We start from the raw sequence: 23,079 nt of genomic DNA, 5'->3' as shown, positions 1-23,079 counted from the left end.
CACGCAGCCGGCATGGCGAAATCCCCCGACTTTGCAAAAACCTGGTTCAGCGCCCGCGACTGGAAGCCGTTCGCCTTTCAGAAACAGGTGTGGGCGGCGGTGAAAAACGGCGAGTCCGGCTTGCTCCACGCCAGCACCGGCGCCGGCAAAACTTATGCGGTATGGTTTGCTGCGCTCAACCGCTTCGCCCGCCTGCAACCGCCCGCGGCTACACCGCGCAAACGCAAACCGCCGGCCGAGCCGTTGACAGTGCTGTGGATCACGCCCATGCGCGCCCTCGCCGCCGATACCGCCCGCGCGCTGCAAAGCCCGGTGGATGATTTACAGATTCCGTGGTCCATCGGCCTGCGCACCGGCGATACCAGCAGCAGCGAACGCGCCCGCCAGGGCCGACGTCTGCCGACCACGCTGATCACCACACCGGAAAGCCTGACTCTGTTGCTCGCCCGCGCCGATGCGCGCACCGCGTTGTCGACCCTGCGCATGATCGTCGTGGATGAATGGCACGAATTGCTTGGCAACAAGCGCGGCGTGCAACTGCAACTGGCCCTCGCCCGCCTGCGTCATTGGCAGCCGGAACTGATCGTTTGGGGCGTGTCCGCCACCCTCGGTAATCAATCCCACGCCGAGCAAGTGCTGATCCCACAGGGCGGCGGCGTCAGTGTTCAGGGCAAAAGCGAAAAAACCCTGCAAGTCGACACCCTGCTGCCTCCGGCCATCGAGCGTTTTCCCTGGGCCGGCCACATCGGTCTGAAGATGCTGCCGCAGGTGGTGGCCGAACTTGACGCCTGCGCCAGCAGCCTGGTGTTCACCAACACCCGCGCGCAATCGGAGATCTGGTATCAGGCGCTGCTGGAAGCGCGGCCGGACTGGGCCGGGTTGATCGCGCTGCACCACAGCTCACTGTCCCGCGATACCCGCGATTGGGTCGAGCAGGCGTTGAAGAATGGCCAGTTGAAAGCAGTGGTGTGCACCTCGAGCCTGGACTTGGGTGTGGATTTCCTCCCGGTCGAGCGCGTATTGCAAATCGGCTCGGCGAAAGGCGTCGCACGTTTGATGCAACGTGCCGGGCGCTCCGGCCACGCGCCGGGGCGCACCTCGCGGGTGACGCTGGTGCCGACCCACAGCCTTGAACTGATCGAAGCGGTTGCCGCACGCGACGCCGTCGAACAGCGGCGCATCGAGCCGCGTCTGTCACCGCACAAGCCGCTGGATGTGCTGGTCCAGCATTTGGTCAGCATGGCCCTTGGCGGTGGCTTTATTCCTGAAGACTTGTACGAAGAAGTCCGTGGTGCCTGGGCTTATCGTGACCTGACAGCGGCAGACTGGGCCTGGGCGCTGGCGTTCGTACGCCATGGCGGGATGTCTCTTACAGCGTATCCGGATTACCGCCGGGTCGAGCCGGACGAGCACGGCGTCTGGCGTGTGCCGGATGCGCGCCTGGCGCGGCGCCATCGCATGAGCATCGGCACCATCGTCAGCGACGCGAGCATCAATCTGAAATTCTGGAGCAAGGGCGGCGGCGGCAAACAACTGGGCAGCGTCGAGGAAGGCTTTATCGCGCGGCTGAAACCCGGCGATGGTTTCCTCTTCGCCGGGCGCCTGCTGGAACTGGTGCGGGTGGAAAACATGACCGCCTACGTCAAACGCAGCACCGCAAAAAAAGCCGCCGTGCCGCGCTGGAATGGCGGGCGCATGCCGTTATCCAACGAACTGGCCGAAGCAGTGGTGACGCGCTTCAGCGCCGCTGCTCAAGGTCAGTTCAACGGCCCGGAAATGCACGCGCTGCGGCCGCTGCTGGAGACGCAGATACGCTGGTCCGGCTTGCCCACCACGGAAAATCTGCTGGCCGAGGTACTGAAATCCCGCGAAGGCTGGCATCTTTTCCTCTATCCGTTCGCCGGGCGCCAAGTGCATCTGGGACTGGCGAGCCTGCTGGCGTGGCGCGTCAGTCAGCGCCAGCCGGTGACCTTCTCGATTGCCGTGAATGATTACGGCCTGGAACTGCTCAGCGCCACGCCGGTGGATTGGGCCACGCATCTCGACGCTCACCTGTTCAACGCCGATGACCTGTTGCTGGACGTGCTGGCCAGCCTCAATGCCGGTGAACTGGCGTTGCGCCGCTTCCGCGAAATCGCGCGGATCGCCGGGCTGGTGTTCGCCGGGTATCCGGGCGCACCAAAAAGCACTCGCCAGGTGCAGGCGTCGAGTGGCTTGTTCTTCCAGGTGTTCAAACAATATGACGCCGACAACCTGCTGCTAGCCCAGGCTGGGGAAGAAGTCCTACGCGAAGAGCTGGATATTCGCCGTCTGGAACAGACACTGGAGCGCATCAATCAGATGAAACTGGACGTGCATCAGGTTAAACGTCCTACACCGTTGGGCTTTCCGCTGCTGGTGGAGCGGATGCGCGAGAGCATGAGTTCGGAAAAACTGGCTGACAGGATCAGAAGAATGGTTGGTGACCTGGAAAAAACCGCTGATAACGGGAAATCGTCGTGAGTGCGTACCCGGTGCGTTTGGCCGGTGAGGAGTTGTGGCTGCTGCCGGAGAAAGCGCTGTACTGGCCAGCGCAGGAAGCATTGCTGATCGCCGACGTGCATTTCGGTAAGGCGGCGGCCTATCGCAGCCTCGGCCAGCCGGTACCGCATGGCACGACGGCGAGCAACATCGAGGTAATCGACGCGTTGCTGGCGCGGTTGCCGTGTCGCCAGTTGATCTTCCTCGGGGATTTTCTGCATGGGCCTGGTTCACATGTCCCGGCCACGCTGAATGCGCTGGCAGAGTGGCGCGCACGGCACGCTGACCTGCCGATGACACTGATTCGCGGCAACCACGATAAACGCGCAGGCGACCCACCAGCCTCGCTGAATATTCGCGTGGTACCAGAGCCGCTGTTACTAGGGCCATTCGCCCTGCAGCATGAGCCCGATCCGCATCCGGAACGGCACGTGCTCGCGGGCCATGTGCATCCGGTTTATCGATTGCACGGCAAAGGTCGGCAGAGCCTGCGCCTGGCCTGTTTCAGACTTGGTGAGCGCATCAGCCTGATGCCGGCATTCGGTGCGTTCACCGGCGGCTATCAGGTCGAGCGCGACGACAGCTGCAAAGTCTTCGTGATCGGCGACAACGAAATATGGCCCATCAGCTAGATCGCAAATCGATCAGACTGACGGGCCATATTCATGACAGTGGATCAGGCCACAGGCGCCGGAGGCGGCTCGTCCGGCAGCGTCGGTTCGCCTGGTTCGGTCGGTTGTTCGTTGGGAGTATCGGGATCGGGCTGGCCGGGCACGCCGCCGGACAGGCTCAAAGACGGATTCGCCAGTAACGACCAGGCCAGAACGCCTATCTGATTGGGCTCAAGCCTTGCCAGTTCAGCGCTGATTCGCGGGTCGATCTTCATAGGGCACTCCTCAGTGAAGGCCCGAATCTGTGTGTAACAAAAACGGGCAGTACACCCCATAGAGTGTCTGCCCGCCAAAGAATTCCCGACATCCGTCGGATGGTCGATCAGGTACGCGGCAAGGTCACGCCACGCTGGCCCTGGTATTTGCCGCCGCGATCCTTGTAGGAAACTTCACATTCTTCATCGGATTCGAGGAAGAGCATCTGCGCCACACCTTCGTTGGCGTAGATTTTCGCCGGCAGGTTGGTGGTATTGGAGAATTCCAGCGTCACATGACCTTCCCACTCAGGCTCGAGTGGAGTGACGTTGACGATGATGCCGCAGCGCGCGTAGGTGCTTTTACCCAGGCAGATGGTCAGCACGTTGCGCGGAATGCGGAAGTATTCGACGGTGCTGGCCAGGGCGAAGGAGTTCGGCGGAATGATGCAGACGTCGCTGTGGATGTCGACGAAGCTGCCGGCGTCGAAGTTCTTCGGGTCGACAATGGCCGAGTTGATGTTGGTGAACACCTTGAAGTGGTTGGTGCAACGCACGTCGTAGCCGTAGCTCGACACGCCGTAGGAAATCACCCGGCTGTCGTCGCTGCCGCGCATCTGGCGCTCGACGAACGGTTCGATCATGCCGTGTTCCTGCGCCATGCGGCGAATCCACTTGTCCGATTTGATGCTCATGGCGGGTTTGTCCTGAATAGCGAGGTGGAAAAATTCTGTCCGGCATCTTACCGGGCGCGTCGTCTCGTTCAAAGTGCGCAACGCAATTCTCGGCGAACACCCCGTATTTACGCGATGTGGCGACGAACCGTCGCACCGCCGATCCCTAAAACACAGAATCCTTTGCAAGAAACATTGGCACGTTCCGGAAAAAGGGTTAAGGTGGCGTCACTGTGTTGCTTGTGTCACTGAGAATCTCTACACGATATGTTGAATTTCGATCCAACCATCTACAAGAATTTTTCCTGCTCTTTGCACTCAGTCTCGGCCAGGGTTCTTCCTGAGTCGCAGTTATCTTTGTTCAAGGAGTTACACCATGTCTAATCGCCAAACCGGTACCGTTAAGTGGTTCAACGATGAAAAAGGCTTCGGCTTCATCACTCCACAATCCGGTGACGACCTGTTCGTTCACTTCAAAGCTATCCAATCCGACGGCTTCAAAAGCCTGAAAGAAGGCCAACAGGTTTCTTTCATCGCTACCCGCGGTCAGAAAGGCATGCAAGCTGAAGAAGTACAAGTTATCTAACTTGTAGCTTCTTTAGAAAAGAGCCCCGCCCTTAAAAGCGGGGCTTTTTTGTGGGCGCCTGTTTTGCGCTGGCAAAAAAAATCGCGACCCTTGAGGTCGCGATTTTTTTGTTTCTGCCCTTACCAGGCGACGCCAAACCCTGCGGTATAACGGGTCTTGTTCAGATCCGCATCGTTGGTGCCACTGATGATGTCGCGCTCGGCCTTGAGGTTGAGGGAGGCCCAGTCGGTGACCTTGTAGCGCAGGCCCAGCTCGGCATCCAGTGCGTAATCGGCAACACCCGACAGCGGCTTGCCTACTTCGCCATTGGTGAAGAACTCGACCTTCTTGCCGATCAGGTAGCGGTTGTAGTCCCACTTCATCGCGACGGAGTAGAAGTTGTCCTTGCTGCCATCGCGGTATTCATAGTCGGTGCGGTTGAGCAACGAGCCCAGCGAGAACGCACCCAGCTCATCGTCCCAGAACTGGTAACCCGGACCGGTACCGACCACACGCTGACGCGCCAGCTCTTCGATGTGATCACGCTTGTAGTTGATGCGCCCTTGCCAGAACCACTGATCGGTAAGGAAGCGGTCGAGGGAATATTCGGCGCGCCAGTTGTTGGTGGTGGTTTCCGTATCCTGCACTTCGCGGTTGTACTCGCCCTCGCCGGTATGGCGCCAGCGACCATGGCGAGCCGAAGTCTTGAAGGCTACGTCGTAATCGTCGGTGTCCTTTTCGGCGCGCTGATAGTCCAGCGCCAGATCGACGTTACCCTTCCATACCAGGTCGGTGACGATCGGCTTGGGCTTGAGGATCTGCTGAATGCTCGCCAATTCGACAGTCTTCGGCGCCTCGCCGTTAGCCAGGGTGACCTTGCCATCGTCGGCCGCGGTGAGCGACTTCGACACTTCGCCGGCATAGGCGTCCTGCTTCACCAACAGGTGCTGATCGCTGTCGAGGGTCTTGACCTCTTTCCAGTCAATCGCCACTGCGCCGGCGTATTTGGTCTGGATCAACAGCTTGCCGCCGTCGAAAACCGTGATAGTGCCACTCAGCTTGTCGCCGTTTTTCAACCAGACGGTGTCGGCAAGCAGGGGCGTGGACGCGCTGAAAACAGCGAGGCACAACAGGGTTCTGGGGAACATAAGCAGATCGGAGGCTCAGAGTTGGCGAAAAGGGTCGGCATTATCCGTAGGATTTTGCCCATGACAAGGACTGACCGGACTATTTCAATTGAGTTCATTTCTCAACTGCACCACGAGCGATTACCCTTGTCGCCATCATCACGCTAATACTCAGGAGCCGCGTACGTGAAAGACCCGCTCGACAGCGTCGAAAACGATGCGCAAATCCGACGCACGGCACTCTACTCAACACTCGCGCAAGTGCCTGAAGGCAAAGTCGTCAGTTATGGCCAGTTGGCCGAACTTGCCGGGCTGGGCCGCGCCGCGCGCTGGGTTGGGCGGACCTTGAGCCAGTTGCCCGGCGACACCAGGCTGCCCTGGCACCGCGTAATCGGCGCCGGCGGGCGCATCAGCCTGCCGGTCGGCAGCCCCTCCGGTGATGAACAACGTGCGCGATTGCGCATGGAAGGCATCACCGTCCAGAACAATCGTGTGGATATTCGGCGCCATGGCTGGCGTCCGGTAGAGCACAGCGGTTAGAGTGCGCGCTTTGTTTTCGCAATTTTGAGGCAGACTTCAGCCCATGCCCCGTAAAACCTGGCGCGCCGCGCTCGCCGCCTATGCCAGTCCTTCGACGCTCGTGCTGTTGTTGCTCGGTTTTGCCGCCGGCCTGCCGTACATGCTGGTGTTCTCGACGCTCTCCGTATGGCTGCGTGAAGCAGGCGTGGCCCGTGAAACCATTGGCTATGCCAGCCTGATCGGCCTGGCGTACGCGTTCAAATGGGTCTGGTCGCCGCTGCTCGATCAATGGCGCCTGCCCTTACTGGGCAAACTCGGCCGTCGCCGCTCCTGGCTGGTGCTCTCCCAGGCACTGGTGATTCTCGGCCTGATCGGCATGGGATTCTGTGATCCGCAGAAGCATTTGTCCTGGCTGATCGCCATTGCCGTCGTGGTTGCCTTCGCCTCCGCCACGCAAGATATCGCGGTCGACGCCTATCGCCTGGAAATCGCCGATGACAGCCGCCAGGCCGCTCTTGCCGCCAGCTACATGTCCGGTTACCGCGTTGCCGCCCTGCTCGCCACCGCCGGCGCGCTGTTCTTCGCCGAAGGTTTCGGCTCCACCGGCTTCAACTATAAGCACGCAGCTTGGACCGGCACCTATGTGCTGTTCGGCGCATTGATGGTGCCTGCGCTGCTGACCACGCTGTTCATGCGTGAACCACCCGTACCGCTGCGCACGCAGTTACAGGCCGGGCGCTATACGTTCATGCATCAACTGATGTCGGTGTTCGTGCTGATCGTTTTGCTGGTCTCCGTGCCGGCGATGTTCACCCAGCTGTACAACACCGATTTCGCTGGCGTGCTGTTCGGCGACATGAGCCCGCTCGATTTGCTGCTCGAAGACCGCGCCTTTCTGCGCGCCATCCTCTACATATTGCTGACGGGGATGTGCCTGTCGGCCATGGGCCGGCGCGGACTGGCGCCGGTACTGACGCCGATCAATGACTTCATCCTGCGTTATCGCTGGCAGGCGCTGTTGCTGCTGGGTCTGATCGCCACTTACCGGATGTCCGACACGGTAATGGGCGTCATGGCCAACGTGTTTTATATTGACCAGGGTTTCACCAAGGATCAGATCGCCAGTGTGAGCAAGATTTTCGGCCTGATCATGACCCTCGTCGGTGCCGGCATGGGTGGCCTGTTGATTGTGCGTTTCGGCATTCTGCCGATCCTGTTTATCGGTGGTGTATCTTCGGCAGCGACCAACCTGCTGTTCGTCATGCTCGCGGACATGGGCCCGAACCTGCAGATGCTGGTGGTGACCATTTCCCTCGACAACTTCAGCTCGGGCCTGGCGACATCGGCGTTCGTTGCCTACCTGTCGAGCCTGACCAACCTGAAGTTTTCCGCTACGCAATATGCCCTGCTCAGCTCGATCATGTTGCTGCTGCCGCGCCTGATGGGCGGCTATTCCGGCGTGCTGGTCGAGAAGTTCGGTTATCACAGCTTCTTCCTCATTACCGCCCTGCTCGGCGTGCCGACGCTGCTACTGATCGCGCTGCACTGGTTTCAGGAGCGCCGCCGCGAAGGACAAACACCGACGCCCGAGCCTGCACCGACGCCCGTCACCGAAGAATCGTAGGACGCTTCGCCAATGGCGGGAGGAATCCCGCCGCTGGCGCCTTCCGCCGGCCACACTTCTGTACGTCAGCAAAACTCGCCGGTACACTGCTCCGTCATTTCCAGTCATAGCAACCGACAACGGCCAACCATGCGCACCAGTCAATTTTTGCTCGCCACACAGAAAGAAACGCCTTCCGACGCGGTCGTGATCAGCCACCAGCTGATGCTGCGCGCCGGCATGATCCGCAAGCTTGCCTCGGGCCTGTACACCTGGCTGCCGATGGGCCTGCGAGTCATGCGCAAGGTCGAAGCCATCGTTCGCGAAGAGATGAACGCTGCCGGTTCTCTGGAAGTGTTGATGCCGAGCACCCAACCGGCCGAGCTGTGGCAGGAATCGGGGCGCTGGGAAGAATACGGCCCTGAGCTGCTGCGCATCAAAGACCGCCACGGTCGTGACTTCTGCGCGGGCCCGACCCACGAAGAAGTGATCACCGATCTGATGCGCAACGAGTTGAGCAGCTACAAACAGCTGCCAATCAACCTGTACCAGATCCAGACCAAATTCCGCGACGAAATACGCCCGCGCTTCGGTTTGATGCGCGGCCGCGAATTCATCATGAAGGACGCCTACTCCTTCCACGCCGATCAGGCGTCGCTGCAGATCACTTATGACCGCATGCATGAAGCCTACTGCAACATCTTCACGCGTCTGGGTCTGAAATTCCGTCCGGTAGAAGCCGACAACGGCTCCATCGGCGGCGCCGGCTCCCACGAATTCCACGTGCTGGCCGAGTCCGGCGAAGACGATATCGTCTTCAGCAACGGCTCCGACTACGCGGCGAACATCGAAAAAGCCGAAGCGGTGCCACGGGAAACCTCGCGCCCTGCGCCAACCGAAGAACTGCGTCTGGTCGACACGCCGGACACCAAAACCATCGCCGCCCTGGTGGAAAAATTCAATCTGCCGATTGAAAAGACCATCAAGACCCTGATCGTCCACGCCGAAGAAGAAGGCAAGCTGATCGCGCTGGTGATTCGTGGCGACCACGAACTGAACGAGATCAAGGCTGCCAACCAGCCTGGCGTAGCCAGCCCGCTGGTGATGGCCTCCGATGCCGAACTGCGTGACGCGATTGGCGCCGGCGCCGGCTCGCTCGGCCCGCTGAACCTGCCACTGCCGATCATCATCGACCGCTCGGTCGCGATGATGAGCGACTTCGGCATTGGCGCGAACATCGATGACAAGCACTACTTCGGCGTGAACTGGGAGCGCGATCTGCCAGTTCCGACCGTTGCCGACCTGCGCAACGTCGTCGCCGGCGACCCAAGCCCGGACGGCAAAGGCACGCTGGAAATCAAGCGCGGCATCGAAGTCGGCCACATCTTCCAGCTGGGCAACAAATACAGCAAGGCGATGAAGTGCGAAGTGCTGGGCGAAAACGGCAAGCCAGTGACCCTGGAAATGGGCTGCTACGGCATTGGCGTTTCCCGCGTGGTCGCCGCAGCGATTGAGCAGAACAACGACGCCAACGGCATTATCTGGAGCGACACCCTGGCGCCATTCCAGATCGCTCTGGTACCGCTGCGCTATGAAACCGAGCAGGTGCGCGAAGCCACCGACAAGCTGTACGCCGAACTGACGGCGGCCGGCTTCGAAGTGCTGCTGGACGATCGCGACAAGAAAACCAGCCCGGGCATCAAGTTTGCGGACATGGAGCTGATCGGCATTCCACACCGGATCGTGGTCAGCGACCGCGGCCTCGCCGAAGGCAACCTGGAATACAAGAGTCGTTCCGAAGCAGAGGCGCAAGCGCTGCCGGTGGCCGATGTTGTGTCCTTCCTTCAGGCCCGTATCCGCCGCTGAAACCAGATAGAGACGTCATGTTCAAGCGAAACACCTTAGGCCTCGGTGGCGCCGCCCTGTGCGGCGCCCTGCTGGTCAGCGGCTGCGCCAATCACATGTCGCAACGCAGCGAGCACGAAGAGCGGGTCGAGCGAAAGTTGCTCGATCACAGCCTGCAGATCGATGTCGGCGAGCCCAAGGTGCTCGAGCTGCCGCAGCGACGCGTGAAGATCAACGAGCAGAAGACTTTCGAAGTCACCGAGTTCGAGGTCACTCGTCGTTACGACCGCTACACGCCTTACCAACCCTGGCGCGAAGTCTACGAGATTCCGCTGGGCGCGGTGGCCGTGGTCGGTGGTGTCGGTGCCAACGTGGTCAACGTGTTTGCCCTCGGTAACCTGCCGGATAGCGTCACCCGGGATTGGCTGAGCTACGGTTTCGCCGGGCTCAACCCGTTCATGAACGTGCAGTCCAATGGTCGTGCGCAGCAGAACCTCGCGGGCATCGACGAAGTCCAGCGCGACAAGCGCACGGAGTATTCGAGCCTGCCGTGGAGCGAACGACCGGTGCAGGTCAAGGCCGGCAAGCAGACATTCGACATGACCACTGATCGCAACGGTGTGCTGCGCTTGAATCTGCTCGATAGCCCTTTCGCCGAACATGACCTCAACCATGTCGGCCGCTTGCAGATCAGTGTCGAAGACGCCAAGGACGATGTGCATTCCGACTCGACCCTGATGCTCAGCGGCCACCTGCGCGGCAAGTTGATTGAGGCGCACGGGCTGATTTATGACGATCTGGAAGATGACGAGGTGAGCCAGTGGGTACACCGGGTCAAACGCCTGTCGGAGCTGGGCCTGGAAGAAGAAGCCAGCGAACTGGAACAGAGCCTGATCGAACTGACGCGCAACGATCCGGAGTTGCAGGCTGAGTTTCTCAAGTCTTTGGCCAAGGATGCCGGGCGTTTAGTGGCTGATCCGGGACCGAATTAAAGCTTAGAAGCTTCGTCGGAACGCCGCCCGGAGCAGGCTCGCTCCCACAAGGGATTTGTGAACGACGCAGATCCAATGTGGGAGCGAGCCTGCTCGCGAAGAGGCCCTGCCAGGCACCGCGAATCTACCGCTCAAACAACTCCATCTGCTCAAACCCGCCGCGCAAATCCTCCAGCCTCACTCCCACCCCCAACAGCCGCACCGGCTTGCCGCCGCGATTGAACGCCTGCGTCAGCATCAACTGATAACTGCCAAGGTCGCGCCCTGCCCCAGCCTGCTCCAGCGTGGTCTGGGTGAAATCATGAAATTTGACTTTGACGAACGGCTTGCCCGGTCGATAACTGCCGTCGATCCGGGCCATGCGGGTTTTCAGGGTATCGAGCAGCTCGGGCAATTTGTCCAGGCAACTGCGCAGGTCAGGCAGATCTACGTCGTAGGTGTTTTCCACGCTGATCGACTGACGGCGGCTGTCGTTGTGCACCAGACGGTCATCGATCCCACGAGCCAGATTCCACAAGCGCTCGCCGAAACTGCCGAATTCGCGCACCAGCGCCAGCCTGCCCCACTCGCGCAGATGCTGGCAGTCAACGATGCCGAGCTTGCCGAGCTTGTCGGCGGTGACCTTGCCGACGCCGTGCAGCTTGCTCACCGGCAGACCACTGACGAACTCCTCGACCTGATCCGGGGTGATCACGAACAAACCGTTGGGTTTTTTCCAGTCGCTGGCGATCTTCGCCAGAAATTTGTTTGGCGCAACGCCAGCCGAGACGGTGATGTGCAATTGGTTGGAGACCCGGCGGCGAATGTCCTGGGCGATGCGCGTAGCGCTGCCGCCGAAATGCGCGCTGTCGGACACATCCAGATAGGCCTCGTCCAGCGACAGCGGCTCGATCAGATCGGTGTAGTCGGCAAAGATCGTATGAATTTCTTTCGAAGCTTCGCGATAAGCGTCCATGCGCGGCTTGACGATGGTCAGGTCCGGACACAGCTTTAATGCATGCCCGGAAGCCATGGCCGAGCGCACACCATAGGCGCGCGCTTCATAGTTGCAGGTGGCGATCACCCCGCGCCGATCCGCCGAACCACCCACCGCCAGTGGCTTGCCGGCCAGACGCGGGTCATCGCGCATCTCGATGGCAGCATAGAAACAGTCACAGTCGACGTGGATGATTTTTCGCTGGGTCATGTCGGAAAAAGACAACGTGGCAAGCCGGAGCGGCAGTATCTCATTGGCACCTGTATATAGCACCAGTGGTTGAATGTTCTTTTCCGACCGTAGGAGATTTCCGATGAATTTATTTTTTCAATCACAGATCAGCGCGCAATAGAGCTGAAAGCCTTGCGCCACTTGCCCTGCGCGCCGGCCGCCCGCCGTGAAAATACGCTAAGCGCTTGAACCTCAACAGATTTATCCGGATCGACGGTTGACACACTCGCGAACCTCTGTAGAATGCCGCCACACAGACGCGGGATGGAGCAGTCTGGTAGCTCGTCGGGCTCATAACCCGAAGGTCGTCGGTTCAAATCCGGCTCCCGCAACCAAACATCAGAAAAGGCTACTCGAAAGAGTGGCCTTTTTTGTGCGCGTCTGTTTTGCAAACGGGCGCCCTGCTCAATCGCCAGCGAAACGGCAATTCGTTGCATTTCCGAAACTTACGCATTACCTGCGACCGTTCGCCGCGATTTCGCAGTTATTTTGCCCATTCCAGGATTAGCGGTTGACACCTCGTCGTTCGCCTGTAGAATGCCGCCACACAGACGCGGGATGGAGCAGTCTGGTAGCTCGTCGGGCTCATAACCCGAAGGTCGTCGGTTCAAATCCGGCTCCCGCAACCAAACATCAAAAAAGGCTACTCGAAAGAGTGGCCTTTTTTGTATCTGTTGAAAAAATCCTTTCGCAACAATGATCTGTCACTGTGCAGTGAACCGCTGGGGATCATCAGAACCACTGACTTGCGACTATGCTTGAGTCGCAGACAGGGTTTCTGCAATCCAGGAACTGCCCTCGCCGATGCCCGACGAGAGGCGTAGTATTTTGTGATTATTTTTTTCTACAGGGATTGGTAACTTGGCTGGATACCTCCATCCTGTCGCGCACAATCCAAGAGGTGATTGATGCGCGCCAACTCGTCTGATCCACAAGACACCGTTACAGCAGAACAACCGATCAAACCCGAGCGTTTGCGCTGGCTGGATCGATTAAGCAAATACCGTCAGCCGATCGGTCTGGCCGTCACGTTGCTGCTGTTTGCCATTGCCCTGATTGCCTGCCGCCATCTGCTCGCCGAACTTGATCTCGACGCGCTGCATGACTCGATTCTGGACGTGCCCAAACCTGCCCTGCTCGGCGCCATCGGTGCGACCGTGGTCGGGTTCATCATTCTGCTCGGCTATGAATGGTCGGCCAGCCGCTACGCTGGTGTGAAACTGCCGCCGCGCACCCTCGCGCTCGGCGGTTTCACCGCATTTGCGATTGGCAATGCGATCGGCCTGTCGCTGCTGTCCGGCGGCTCGGTTCGTTATCGTTTATATGCGCGACTGGGCGTCGGTGCGTCGGAAGTCGCGCACATGACCTTGTTTGCCAGCCTCTCGCTGGGCTGCGCCTTGCCGCCACTGGCAGCGCTGGCCACCCTGAGCAACCTGCCCGCCGCCTCGCAAGCGCTGGGGCTGTCCGAATTCTTGCTGGGCACGGTCGCCGCTGCCGTATTGATCCTCGGTGCTGTGCTGGCAATCGGCATCTATCGCCGTCGTCTGCCGGAACAACCCTACCCCGACAATCTGCTGGTCCGTGCCGGGCGGCGGACATTGCGCCTGCCGGGTCGACGCCTGACCTTCCTGCAACTGGTGATCACCGCCCTCGATGTCGCGGCTGCCGCCACCGTTCTGTATCTGCTGCTGCCGGAAGCGCCGCCGTTTGCGCCGTTCCTGCTGGTGTATCTGCTGGCACTGGCTGCGGGCGTGCTCAGTCACGTTCCGGGCGGCGTTGGTGTGTTCGAGGCGATTCTGCTCGCCGCGTTTGCCGACAAGCTTGGCGCCGCACCGCTGGCCGCTGCCCTGCTGCTGTATCGCCTGATCTACGTGGTGCTGCCGCTGCTGGTCGCTTGCGTACTACTGCTGATCAACGAAGGCCAGCGCCTGTTTCAATCCCAGACCATGCGCGCGGCGTCCGGTCTGGCTGCGCCGGTTCTGGCGGTGCTGGTGTTTCTGTCTGGCGTGGTGCTGCTGTTTTCCGGCGCCACCCCGGAGATCGACACGCGCCTGGAGCACATCGGTTTTCTGATCCCGCATCGTCTGGTCGATGCCTCGCACTTCGGCGCCAGCCTGATTGGCGTTTTGTGTCTGTTGCTCGCCCAAGGTCTGCGCCGACGCCTGTCGGCGGCGTGGATGCTGACCACCATTCTGCTGCTGGTCGGCGCCCTGCTCTCGCTACTCAAAGGCTTCGACTGGGAAGAAGCCACGCTGATGACGTTTACGGCCGCGCTGCTCGGCGTGTTCCGCCGCTCCTTCTATCGCCCGAGCCGTTTGACCGAACTGCCGTTTTCGCCGCTGTATCTGGTCGCCAGTCTCTGCGTGCTGGGCGCTTCGGCCTGGTTGCTGCTGTTCGCCTACCAGGACGTACCCTACAGCCATCAGCTGTGGTGGCAGTTCACCCTCGACGCTGACGCGCCGCGCGGTCTGCGCTCGCTGCTCGGTGCGGCGGTGTTGCTGGTGATCATCTCGCTGACCTGGCTGCTGCGCACGGCGCGCCCGGTGATTCACTTGCCGACGCCGGACGAACTGGATCGCGCGGCAAAGATTCTCATGGCCTCGTCGCAACCCGACGGCGGCCTCGCGCTGACCGGTGACAAGGCGTTGCTGTTTCACCCCAACGATGAGGCGTTCCTGATGTACGCCCGCCGTGGCCGCAGTCTGGTGGCGCTGTACGACCCGATCGGGCCGAGCCAGCAACGCGCGGAAATGATCTGGCAGTTCCGCGATCTCTGCGACATCCATCACACCCGCCCCGTGTTCTATCAGGTGCGCGCGGAGAACCTGCCGTACTACATGGACATCGGCCTGACAGCGATCAAGCTCGGCGAAGAAGCCCGGGTCGATCTGCTGCGCTTCGATCTGGAAGCCAAGGGCAAGGAGATGAAGGACCTGCGCTACACCTGGAACCGTGGCACCCGCGATGGACTGTCGCTGGAAATCCATGAGCCGGGGCAGGCGCCGATGGACGAGCTGAAAGTGATCTCCGATGCCTGGCTGACCGGCAAGAACGTGCGCGAGAAAGGCTTCTCCCTCGGCCGTTTCAGCGACGATTACCTGAAGCATTTCCGCATTGCAGTGATTCGCTTCGAAGGCCGCCCGGTAGCGTTCGCCAATCTGCTCGAGACCTACAGCCACGATCTGGCCAGTCTCGACCTGATGCGCGCGCACCCGGAAGCGCCGAAGCTGACCATGGAATTCATGATGGTCGGCCTGATTCAACACTATAAGAGTCACGGATACGCGCGCTTCAGCCTGGGCATGGTGCCGTTGTCGGGGCTGCAACCCCGGCGCGGCGCACCGCTGACCCAGCGCCTGGGCTCGATGGTCTTCCGCCGTGGTGAGCAGCTGTACAACTTCCAAGGCTTGCGCCGCTTCAAAGACAAGTTCCAGCCCGACTGGGAACCCCGTTATATGGCCGTGCCCGCCGGACTCGATCCGCTCGTGGCGCTGGCCGATACTGCTGCCCTGATCGCGGGCGGCTTGACTGGATTGGTGAAACGCTGATGATTCAACGCTCCCTGAAGTACATCCTGGCCGCCCTGCTGGTATTGGCCGTGATTGCCGGCGGCGGTTACTGGTACCTCAAACGTCCGGCACCGGAACCGACCGTCGAACAACTGAAACCCGCCGATGGCACGGCCATGACCCGCGTGATCCCCGGCAACAAGCCGAAGGCTCAGGTGCTGGTGGCCGTCACCGACGACCAGAAGCTCTCCGAGAAACAACTGACCACCCTCAGCCGCAGCGCCTCGGCGCAGATCGTCCAGGTGATTCTGCCCAAGGACTGCCTGCTGCAAAGCCGCGCCCTGCAATCGGGCCTGCGCGAACTGAATGGCCCGGCCACCCTGGTCAGCGGCATCGGCCCGGGCGCTGTGCTGGCGTGGCGCTGGCTGGCGGAACAGAAAGACGACAAGGCCCAGGCCGTCTCCGTCGATCTGGCCCTGGAAAAACCCGGCTGCACCCACCTGCTGCCGAAATCCGCCGCCCACGGCCACTGGCTGGTGGCGTGGAACGACAACCCGGACGATGCCAGCGCAGGCTTCGTGCGCGATCAGCCGAACGCCGAAACCAGCATCAGCGACTACGACATCAACCTGTCGCAAGTGCTGAACAACGAACTGCGCAAAATCCTCGTCGGTGGCGACAAGGCCAACGGCGGCCTGGCGATCCCGGTAGTTGAAGTGCCGGCCGGTCAGGCCAACGACACCGTCACCCTGTTCCTCTCCGGCGACGGCGGCTGGCGCGACCTCGACCGCGACGTGGCGGGCGAAATGGCCAAGATCGGCTACCCGGTGGTCGGCATCGATACCCTGCGCTACTACTGGCAGCACAAGAGCCCGGAGCAAAGCGCACTGGACCTCACCGAACTGATGCAGCACTACCGGCAGAAATGGGGCACCAAACGCTTCATCCTCACCGGCTATTCGTTCGGCGCTGACGTACTCCCGGCGATCTACAACCGCCTGCCAGAGAACGAACAGCAGCGCGTCGACGCGATCATCCTGCTCGCCTTCGCCCGCACCGGCAGTTTCGAAATCGAAGTCGAAGGCTGGCTCGGCAACGCCGGCAAAGAAGCCGCGACCGGCCCGGAAATGGCCAAGCTGCCAGCGGCCAAGGTCGTGTGCATTTATGGCGAAGAAGAGACGGATGAGAGTGGCTGCACCGACAAGACTGCTGTTGGTGAAGCGGTGAAACTGCCTGGCGGGCATCACTTTGATGAAAACTATCCGGCGCTGGCCAAGCGCTTGGTGGAGCTGATCGAGAAACGCCAGGCGGCGAGCCAAGTCGCTGAAGAGTGATCTGAAACGCCCTAAAAAAAAGCCCCCGCAACTTCGCAGTTGCGGGGGCTTTTTTATGCGCGAGTAGTTAATTTTCAAGTGAAACCTCACGTGTGGCCGAGCGAAAAAGGCGCCAAGGCCATTATCTAGCCATTACACACTTCTCCAAGTAAACTCTTCCTATTTTTCAGGAAAGGAAGCCGAAATGATTGAGACGCCGCTGGTAATCAACCTATCCAAGAGCGAAAAGGAAAGGTTGGAAAAACCCGACGACATACTGCAGACAGTTGCTCTCACGCGTCTGGACAGACTCATCAGTGAACAGCTGGATGGCATTCCAACTAAACCCCACTCCGAGTTCAGCGAAACTTCATTGAGCTATCCACGCCCGCACAACGCGATTCTTGTTCAGGGTGGTCGAGGCAGCGGCAAAACCACTTTTCTGCTGAACGCGCTTCAACGTCTACAAGATGGAACAGATAAGGATATTGCCGGCAAAGCAAGCGATCTTCATGTACTGCCGATGATTGATCCAACCCTAATCGAAACCAAAGAACATATCGTGATCGTCATCCTTTCGATGATCGAGGCTGCAATCAAAGACGTTGCAGATAAAAACGGTCAAATGCAGACGGCCCGCCAATCGTTGTCTGAAGGATTAGGGTTGCTCGATGGAATTGGCTCGAGTTCGGCTTACGGCAGCGAGTGGGAAGACGCGGACTGGGTGATGAGCCGCGGGCTACATAAAGCAAAGAAAGGGCGCTTGTTCGAGCTCAAGTTTGGCGTGTATCTCGAGACAGCGCTGAACATGCTGAAAAAGAAAGCTTTTGTGTTGGCCTTTGACGATGTCGATACGAACTTCACCCATGGTCACACCATTCTCGAAACCATCCGCAAGTACCTGACCTCCCCGCGTCTTGTCCTCCTTCTGTCGGGCGACCCCGATCTGTACGGTCGACTGCTACGACGAAACATTTACAGCACGTTTGGCAAAGAAGTGCTGCGACACGATTCCGAAATCATTGGCGGAGACAAACAACATCTTGGCCACGCGGTACTCGAACTGGAAGAACAATATCTTCTGAAGATCGTACCTCCGCAGAACCGGATTGCGATGCTACCTCTGGGTGGCATCATGCTCGGATCGGAAGTACTTGTGGATTCAGGCAAGACTCCGGAGCCTGTGAACCTGGCTTTTTGGGCTAATAAACAGATCCGCAAGCTGTTGCTGGAAAAGGAAGGTCAGCCGCAGCGGTTCTTCGACTTCATCTCGATGGAGCACCTTCGCCTAGTAATCGGCTATCTGCGCGCACTTAATCAAGACGACATAAAAGCCAGTCGCCAAATGATTTTGCGAGTGTTTGAAACTCGGCTTCGAACCAGCCAGGTTCCAACCAACCTGCTTGAACGCGGTAATTTCGATCACGCCCTGAGATCTGCTTTCGAGTGGCTGTGCAAACAGGACGACGCAGCCGATTTGCTGTCGTTCGGGGTTCCGGTTGATCCGGTAAGAGCCGTTGTACTTCATTGCTTGGCGCTGGCACTTGCGCAAGGGATTGAGGCGCATAACGGAGGGGCTTTGAGGGCGCTGTTTGCACTCGCGCTGCCCGTCACGATGATGCGGCGCCCAGAGAATAGCGACAAAGAAACCCGCGTTTCGATCTTCCGCTTTCTCTGGACCACCGCATCCCCGTCACTACCGGAAATCGCCGCTCGTATCGGCACCATCGACAGGTCCCGCCGCAACGAAGTCGGGAGAATACCCGCCAGCTCATTCGGCTCCGTCGGGCTGACTAACAGACTTACTCAAAAAGAAAATCTACTTCGTGTGTATGGTTTAAGTGCCCCGGTGAAAGGTACTGATCGGCCGACAGTCACTGATCTCTACAATCTGACAGGATCAGAAATCAACGCTGCGACCGCGAACTGGATTTGCCACGTATATAACGCAGATTATGGCGACCTGCAGATTCGTCAAAATGTAAGTTGGTTTTCAATCGACGACCTCATACAGGATCGCACTGGAAAATTCAGCGATGTGCTGAAACTGATCTCATACAAACGCTTCAGCGCGCGAGGTGAAATATTCCGATCATTGTCAGCGCTCTCCCTGTTCGCCGTGATTGGGGATCTGTTGATGTCCAGCGACATTGGCGATCTGACTTCATGCGCAGTGTCGGCCACCATTCCTCCCTTCAAACGCGATAAAACTCAGGACGAGGCCAATTTTTCGCCCGAGATCGACGACGACCCGAGCGATGAAGAATTGAGGGTCGAGGAGGATGCGGCAGGCGTTTCGGAAGATCGAGATTTCGACATCTTTGCGAAAAACCTCAAGGATTGGCACGCCTTTGCTCGCGACATCCATCTTGATGCCGCTGTTTCTCCAGCGATGTTGGGCAGCATTGCGTCACGCATCCACGATGACCTAATGGACCTGGACGAAAAGGTCACATCCTCTTGGAAAAGTGGGCAAATCCTACATCGGCAGATCACCAACATCCTCCACGGTATCCTCGTACAGACCTCTGGCTTGCCGGGGCGTAAGGAAAGTCCAAAAACTTCTGACCGACCTTTGATCGAGGCTTTGGGACGTATCCAGGCAGCCGGGACGGAGGTATCACTTCATCCCTTAGCAATCATTGTCCTGTCTTGCCCGCTAATCTGGGCCTTCCTGAACCCTCACGACGACGACAATTTACTTGAATGGGCCCCCAACCCATTGAGTTTGGCAGCATCCGCAGCGCTGGAAGAATGGCAAGGTGGGAAAGGCAGTCAGGAAGCGGAAAATTTCAAGGTCAACGCAGACTTTGGGATCTGGCTGGTGCCGCCGGCAATCCCGATCAAAATCGGCCCGATCGTTCAATCTGGCAACCAGCGTTCAGTGACAGTTTCTGGCTTCTACGATGTCCTCAACGTCGTGCCACGCAATGTCACGAAATAAATCCAAGCAGTCCTCGCCCCTCGCCAACGAGCTGTTTGAGGCTCGTGAGTTGGTGGACTACGCCAAGTGCGTGCTGGGCAACCTCGATCTGTTGCGCGCCTTCGAGCGCATGGCGCAATCAGCGCCCGCCAAGGTCGAAGTAGCCAGGCATTTCACTCCGCAGCAACAGGCCATCCTCAACGATGCGCACAGCACCGGACGTTTCTTGGAAATGCGCCGACTGCATCCTGGGCTGACGGATGAAGGGGTAGAAAACCGGATTGCGCGGATCTTGAAGCGGATCAACGGCCGCGCCGCAGTGCCCGATCAGTATCCGGGCAGCCCGTGCCTGGGCCGCCCGCAAAAACCGCAGAAAGACACAGAAGATGATCTTAATGGCAACCTGCCGGAACTGTTGGAGTGCCTCGGTGACATGTTCCTGTGCGAGGGTAACGACGGTTCGATCCGGGTGCGCACCCGGCTGCTGGAGCCGTGGCAGGATCTGGTGCTGGTGGTTCCGCCGCTGCTGATCACCTCGGCCTGGATGGCGCAGCATCTGTACTTGTCCTGCGCCACGCCGTCAGCTGAGGAGTTGCAGCGCGCTGTCGTGCGGATTAACGCATGGCTGTGCGATTCCACCTTGCCGGTAGACGATGATCCATTCCTCGATCACCTGTGCCGGACCGAGGGGCTGGACGAAACGCATATGCACCTCAACGGCACCACCGAGGCGGAAAAGGTCTGGTTCGATGCGCTGGAACGGCCGGACCAGGTGGTCGGTGGCCTGACGGCCAAGACCATCAAACAAGATATCGGCATCAGGGTAGCGATCGGCAACGGTGTGAAACGCCTGCTGCAACAAGAAGACCCGGACCTTTCACCGGAGCGACTGATGCTGCGGACCCAAGCTGCCGCCGCGCTCAAAGCACGCTTGTTGAACCGGGCTACTTCAAGGGACGAGCCGAAGTTTGCCGAGCCGCCAGTCGCGGCCTATCGACGCGCCCAGGAACACTGTCTGCAACGGCTTTCTTCGCGCACGCCCAAAGTGGTCAAGGAAGCCTGGCAACTGATCGCGCTGTTCAAAGGCTTCGATCAGAACCGCATGGACCACACCAGCGGTCTGCTCCTATGGCACTACGCCCTGCTACGAGCGCAGTTCTGTCGTTTGCTTATCCAGCAAGCGGATCAGAAAGGCTTCGATCAGTTTCAAAGCATCACCCTCAACGAGTTGCGCGAAGCGACAGAAAAGGACTACGCCGAGCGGTTCCGCCAGATCGAACGCGGGCAGCAAAAAGGCGTGGACTTCTTGGAAGGTCGTTTCACCCCGAAAATGACGCCCGATGACAGCGCAAAATTGCTGGGATTAATCTTGCGCGGTTATCTGGAGTTTCTCGGCGAAGGAGTGGACCGACCGGCCGGGGTGATGCGCGAAGCACGCGAGTACCGCTCACTTTCGGACTTGCTTAGGCGGGTCCGTCGGCTGGAAAAAGGCGATGACCAATGGCCTGGCATTTCGCCAGAGCAACCAGGTCACAGCCACACCTCCCGCTCGTCCCGACGCTTACGCCTGGCGCTGGTACCGCACTTCGTCAAGCAGAGTGACAAGAAGGAGCGCGAAAGCTTCTTCACCGGGGACAAACTGCGCGCGATTTGCCGGGACGCGAAAGTGCGCCGCGAGTCCGACCAGCGTGCGCGAGCACTTGTGGCGTTGATTCAGCGCACCCCTGGACTCGAAACGCTGATTCGTGGCATCGATGCCGCCAGCAACGAACGTCACGCCGGCCCCGAAGTATTCGCCCCGGTGTTCCGACGCATGCGCCAAGCCGGGATCCGTCGCTTTACCTATCATGCCGGAGAAGACTTCGGGCACATTGCCTCCGGAATACGCGCAATCCACGAGGCGGTGGTCTTTCTCGACTTCGATGCGGGCTGCCGGATCGGCCATGGCACAGCTTCCGGACTGGATCCGAAAGCGTGGTGGCAAGCAGTCAGCGGCTACGTGGTCATGCCGGCCGAAGAGCGTCTGGACGACTTGGTATTCGCCAGAGAAATGCTGCTGTTGACCCGCACCCACGTTGATAGCCTGCCGTTGATTGAAGCGGAGATTCAGCGCCTGTCGATGAAAATCTGGAACGAGCCACGCATCACTCCGGACCTCCTCGCCGAATCGTGGAAGCTGCGCTCCCTCGATCCATTGGCGCAAAACGTGAGCGTGGACGATGTGGACCCCAATCGACGCTTCGAAGCTCGCTGCTTTGCCAACGCCCGTCAACGCAACGCCAACGCACTCAAGCACTTCCTGCGCAGACACGGCGTCGACGCGAGTACCGAGGAGCTGAAGGCCGGCCGCGAAGACGTGGTCGTTTCAAGGGAAAACGATGTGCTGCGCCCCAAAGTCATCCGCGCCATCCAGAACGCGGTGCTGCGTTTGCTGCGCGAGCGCTCGATTGCGATTGAAACGCTGCCGAGCAGCAACCTGCGGATCAGCATCCACAAGCGCTACAACGATCACCACGCCCGCAACTGGCTGGGTTTGGGCAAACATCCGGTCGACGGTCCCGTCAGCGTGGTCATCGGCTCGGACGATCCGGGGATTTTTGCCACGGGACTGCGCCTGGAATACGCGCACCTTTCGCGCATGCTGCACGCGCATGTGATGTCGCCCGAAAACGCCAAGGAATTACTGCGGCGGATGTGCGTGGAAGCCAAGCAATTCCGTTTCTGAATACCAGACAGAAACGCGAAAAACCAAAGCCCCTGCCAGCCGCAAGGCCGAAACGGGCTTATTGTTTAGAGGCGCTTTTCAGCAGCGCCATACACCTCTTCGTCACGTCGAGCCCCCACCGCAACGATCAACACTTGGATGGCCCGACCATCGACTCGATAAACGATTCGCGTGTCGCCCGTTCGAATTCGTCTGCACCCCGCAAGACTGGCCCTCAGAGGCTTGCCACTTTTGTCCGGCTCGCCATGGATGATCCGTTCATCGATCACATCCAGTATCCGGTTGGCAGCTGCTGATCCCAATTGATCCAGATCCCCTTGGACTTCCGGATGATAAACCACTCCCCAAACCATCCAGCACTCCTTTAGTCCTTCCTAGCATACCGAGCCCGCATATCGTCATGGCTGACCGCCTGGGCCGGATCAAAATTGATCAATCGCTCCCGGGCTGCCGCTTCGATGCGCAGGTTCTCGAGCTCATCCAGCATCTCTTGATAGGCCTGCACATTGATGATGACCGCTGCCGGTTGATTGTCTTTGAAGATGACCAAGCGCTCAGTCGCACGACTGGATATCTCCTTGAGCTTCGCACTGAAGCTCCTGACCATCGCAGTGACGGAAATTGCCTGGTCAGCGCGCTCTAATAATGCCGTCATAACTACCTCTCAATCGCTTGCTGCTGGGCACAATAAT

The 23,079-nt window shown here is 59.4% G+C and carries 17 protein-coding genes and 2 tRNA genes; 13 read left to right on the top strand and 6 right to left on the bottom strand.

Annotation, left to right across the window (positions count from 1 at the left end):
- Window positions 1-12: 12 nt before the first annotated feature.
- Both CKW30_RS08470 and pdeM read left to right on the top strand, forming a co-directional pair.
- Window positions 13-2,502: a ligase-associated DNA damage response DEXH box helicase gene (locus CKW30_RS08470; protein WP_095180532.1), complete on the top strand. Its 2,490-nt coding sequence runs from the start codon at window positions 13-15 to the stop codon at window positions 2,500-2,502.
- Window positions 2,499-3,152 carry a ligase-associated DNA damage response endonuclease PdeM gene (pdeM, locus tag CKW30_RS08465; protein WP_371857537.1) on the top strand — a complete coding sequence of 218 codons (654 nt, stop codon included), beginning with the start codon at window positions 2,499-2,501 and terminating at the stop codon, window positions 3,150-3,152. Before CKW30_RS08470 ends, pdeM begins: the two co-directional genes overlap by 4 nt.
- A gap of 44 nt (window positions 3,153-3,196) precedes the next feature.
- On the opposite strand, the gene CKW30_RS08460 is transcribed toward pdeM, so the two are convergent.
- The gene (locus CKW30_RS08460; protein WP_016771389.1) at window positions 3,197-3,406 is read right to left on the bottom strand and encodes a hypothetical protein; all 210 of its coding nucleotides are present in this window, start codon (window positions 3,404-3,406) and stop codon (window positions 3,197-3,199) included.
- A 107-nt stretch (window positions 3,407-3,513) separates the two neighbouring features.
- Window positions 3,514-4,080: a dCTP deaminase gene (gene dcd / locus CKW30_RS08455; RefSeq protein ID WP_007940589.1), complete on the bottom strand. Its 567-nt coding sequence runs from the start codon at window positions 4,078-4,080 to the stop codon at window positions 3,514-3,516.
- Window positions 4,081-4,435: 355 nt separating this feature from the next.
- Here dcd and CKW30_RS08450 point away from each other — a divergent pair, with 355 nt between their 5' ends.
- The gene (locus CKW30_RS08450) at window positions 4,436-4,645 is read left to right on the top strand and encodes a cold-shock protein (protein WP_002554837.1); all 210 of its coding nucleotides are present in this window, start codon (window positions 4,436-4,438) and stop codon (window positions 4,643-4,645) included.
- Between the two features lie 119 nt (window positions 4,646-4,764).
- Here CKW30_RS08450 and CKW30_RS08445 read toward each other — a convergent pair whose 3' ends face one another.
- Window positions 4,765-5,772 (bottom strand): DUF481 domain-containing protein, encoded by a 1,008-nt coding sequence (locus CKW30_RS08445; protein WP_041478069.1) that lies wholly within the window; start codon window positions 5,770-5,772, stop codon window positions 4,765-4,767.
- A 165-nt stretch (window positions 5,773-5,937) separates the two neighbouring features.
- Between CKW30_RS08445 and CKW30_RS08440 the strand changes: the two genes are divergently transcribed.
- The 4 genes from CKW30_RS08440 to CKW30_RS08425 all read left to right on the top strand — a co-directional run bounded on the left by CKW30_RS08440 (window position 5,938) and on the right by CKW30_RS08425 (window position 10,710).
- Window positions 5,938-6,291: an MGMT family protein gene (locus CKW30_RS08440; RefSeq protein WP_095180530.1), complete on the top strand. Its 354-nt coding sequence runs from the start codon at window positions 5,938-5,940 to the stop codon at window positions 6,289-6,291.
- A gap of 43 nt (window positions 6,292-6,334) precedes the next feature.
- Window positions 6,335-7,894, top strand: coding sequence for an AmpG family muropeptide MFS transporter (locus tag CKW30_RS08435; RefSeq protein WP_024011895.1), 1,560 nt, complete (start codon window positions 6,335-6,337; stop codon window positions 7,892-7,894).
- A gap of 129 nt (window positions 7,895-8,023) precedes the next feature.
- Window positions 8,024-9,739: a proline--tRNA ligase gene (locus CKW30_RS08430; protein WP_024011894.1), complete on the top strand. Its 1,716-nt coding sequence runs from the start codon at window positions 8,024-8,026 to the stop codon at window positions 9,737-9,739.
- Between the two features lie 17 nt (window positions 9,740-9,756).
- Window positions 9,757-10,710: a hypothetical protein gene (locus CKW30_RS08425; protein ID WP_056783330.1), complete on the top strand. Its 954-nt coding sequence runs from the start codon at window positions 9,757-9,759 to the stop codon at window positions 10,708-10,710.
- Between the two features lie 124 nt (window positions 10,711-10,834).
- Here CKW30_RS08425 and dinB read toward each other — a convergent pair whose 3' ends face one another.
- On the bottom strand, window positions 10,835-11,896 hold the full coding sequence (dinB, locus tag CKW30_RS08420; protein WP_095180864.1) for a DNA polymerase IV: 1,062 nt from the start codon (window positions 11,894-11,896) through the stop codon (window positions 10,835-10,837).
- Window positions 11,897-12,175: 279 nt separating this feature from the next.
- Between dinB and CKW30_RS08415 the strand changes: the two genes are divergently transcribed.
- From CKW30_RS08415 to CKW30_RS08390, 6 genes are all read left to right on the top strand, one after another.
- Window positions 12,176-12,252 (top strand) — tRNA-Met (locus CKW30_RS08415).
- 217 nt (window positions 12,253-12,469) lie between these two features.
- Window positions 12,470-12,546, top strand: a tRNA-Met gene (locus CKW30_RS08410).
- A 279-nt stretch (window positions 12,547-12,825) separates the two neighbouring features.
- Window positions 12,826-15,465 (top strand): bifunctional lysylphosphatidylglycerol flippase/synthetase MprF, encoded by a 2,640-nt coding sequence (mprF, locus tag CKW30_RS08405; protein ID WP_095180529.1) that lies wholly within the window; start codon window positions 12,826-12,828, stop codon window positions 15,463-15,465.
- The gene (locus CKW30_RS08400; RefSeq protein ID WP_095180528.1) at window positions 15,465-16,760 is read left to right on the top strand and encodes a virulence factor family protein; all 1,296 of its coding nucleotides are present in this window, start codon (window positions 15,465-15,467) and stop codon (window positions 16,758-16,760) included. Before mprF ends, CKW30_RS08400 begins: the two co-directional genes overlap by 1 nt.
- Before the next feature lie 184 nt (window positions 16,761-16,944).
- Window positions 16,945-19,683, top strand: a complete 2,739-nt coding sequence (locus tag CKW30_RS08395) for a hypothetical protein (RefSeq protein WP_095180527.1) — start codon at window positions 16,945-16,947, stop codon at window positions 19,681-19,683.
- On the top strand, window positions 19,670-22,387 hold the full coding sequence (locus tag CKW30_RS08390) for an adenosine deaminase (protein WP_095180526.1): 2,718 nt from the start codon (window positions 19,670-19,672) through the stop codon (window positions 22,385-22,387). Before CKW30_RS08395 ends, CKW30_RS08390 begins: the two co-directional genes overlap by 14 nt.
- A 65-nt stretch (window positions 22,388-22,452) precedes the next feature.
- On the opposite strand, the gene CKW30_RS08385 is transcribed toward CKW30_RS08390, so the two are convergent.
- Together CKW30_RS08385 and CKW30_RS08380 are read right to left on the bottom strand one after the other, a co-directional pair.
- A complete protein-coding gene (locus tag CKW30_RS08385) occupies window positions 22,453-22,740 on the bottom strand; it encodes a type II toxin-antitoxin system RelE/ParE family toxin (protein WP_095180525.1) in 288 nt (95 codons plus the stop codon).
- An 11-nt stretch (window positions 22,741-22,751) separates the two neighbouring features.
- A complete protein-coding gene (locus CKW30_RS08380; RefSeq protein WP_064393110.1) occupies window positions 22,752-23,042 on the bottom strand; it encodes a Phd-YefM in 291 nt (96 codons plus the stop codon).
- Between the last annotated feature and the right edge of the window lie 37 nt (window positions 23,043-23,079).

This window comes from Pseudomonas sp. Irchel 3F6 (assembly GCF_900187595.1).
In the GTDB taxonomy this organism is placed as follows: Bacteria; Pseudomonadota; Gammaproteobacteria; order Pseudomonadales; family Pseudomonadaceae; genus Aquipseudomonas; species Aquipseudomonas siliginis.
This window is presented reverse-complemented; position numbering and strand designations above follow the sequence as displayed.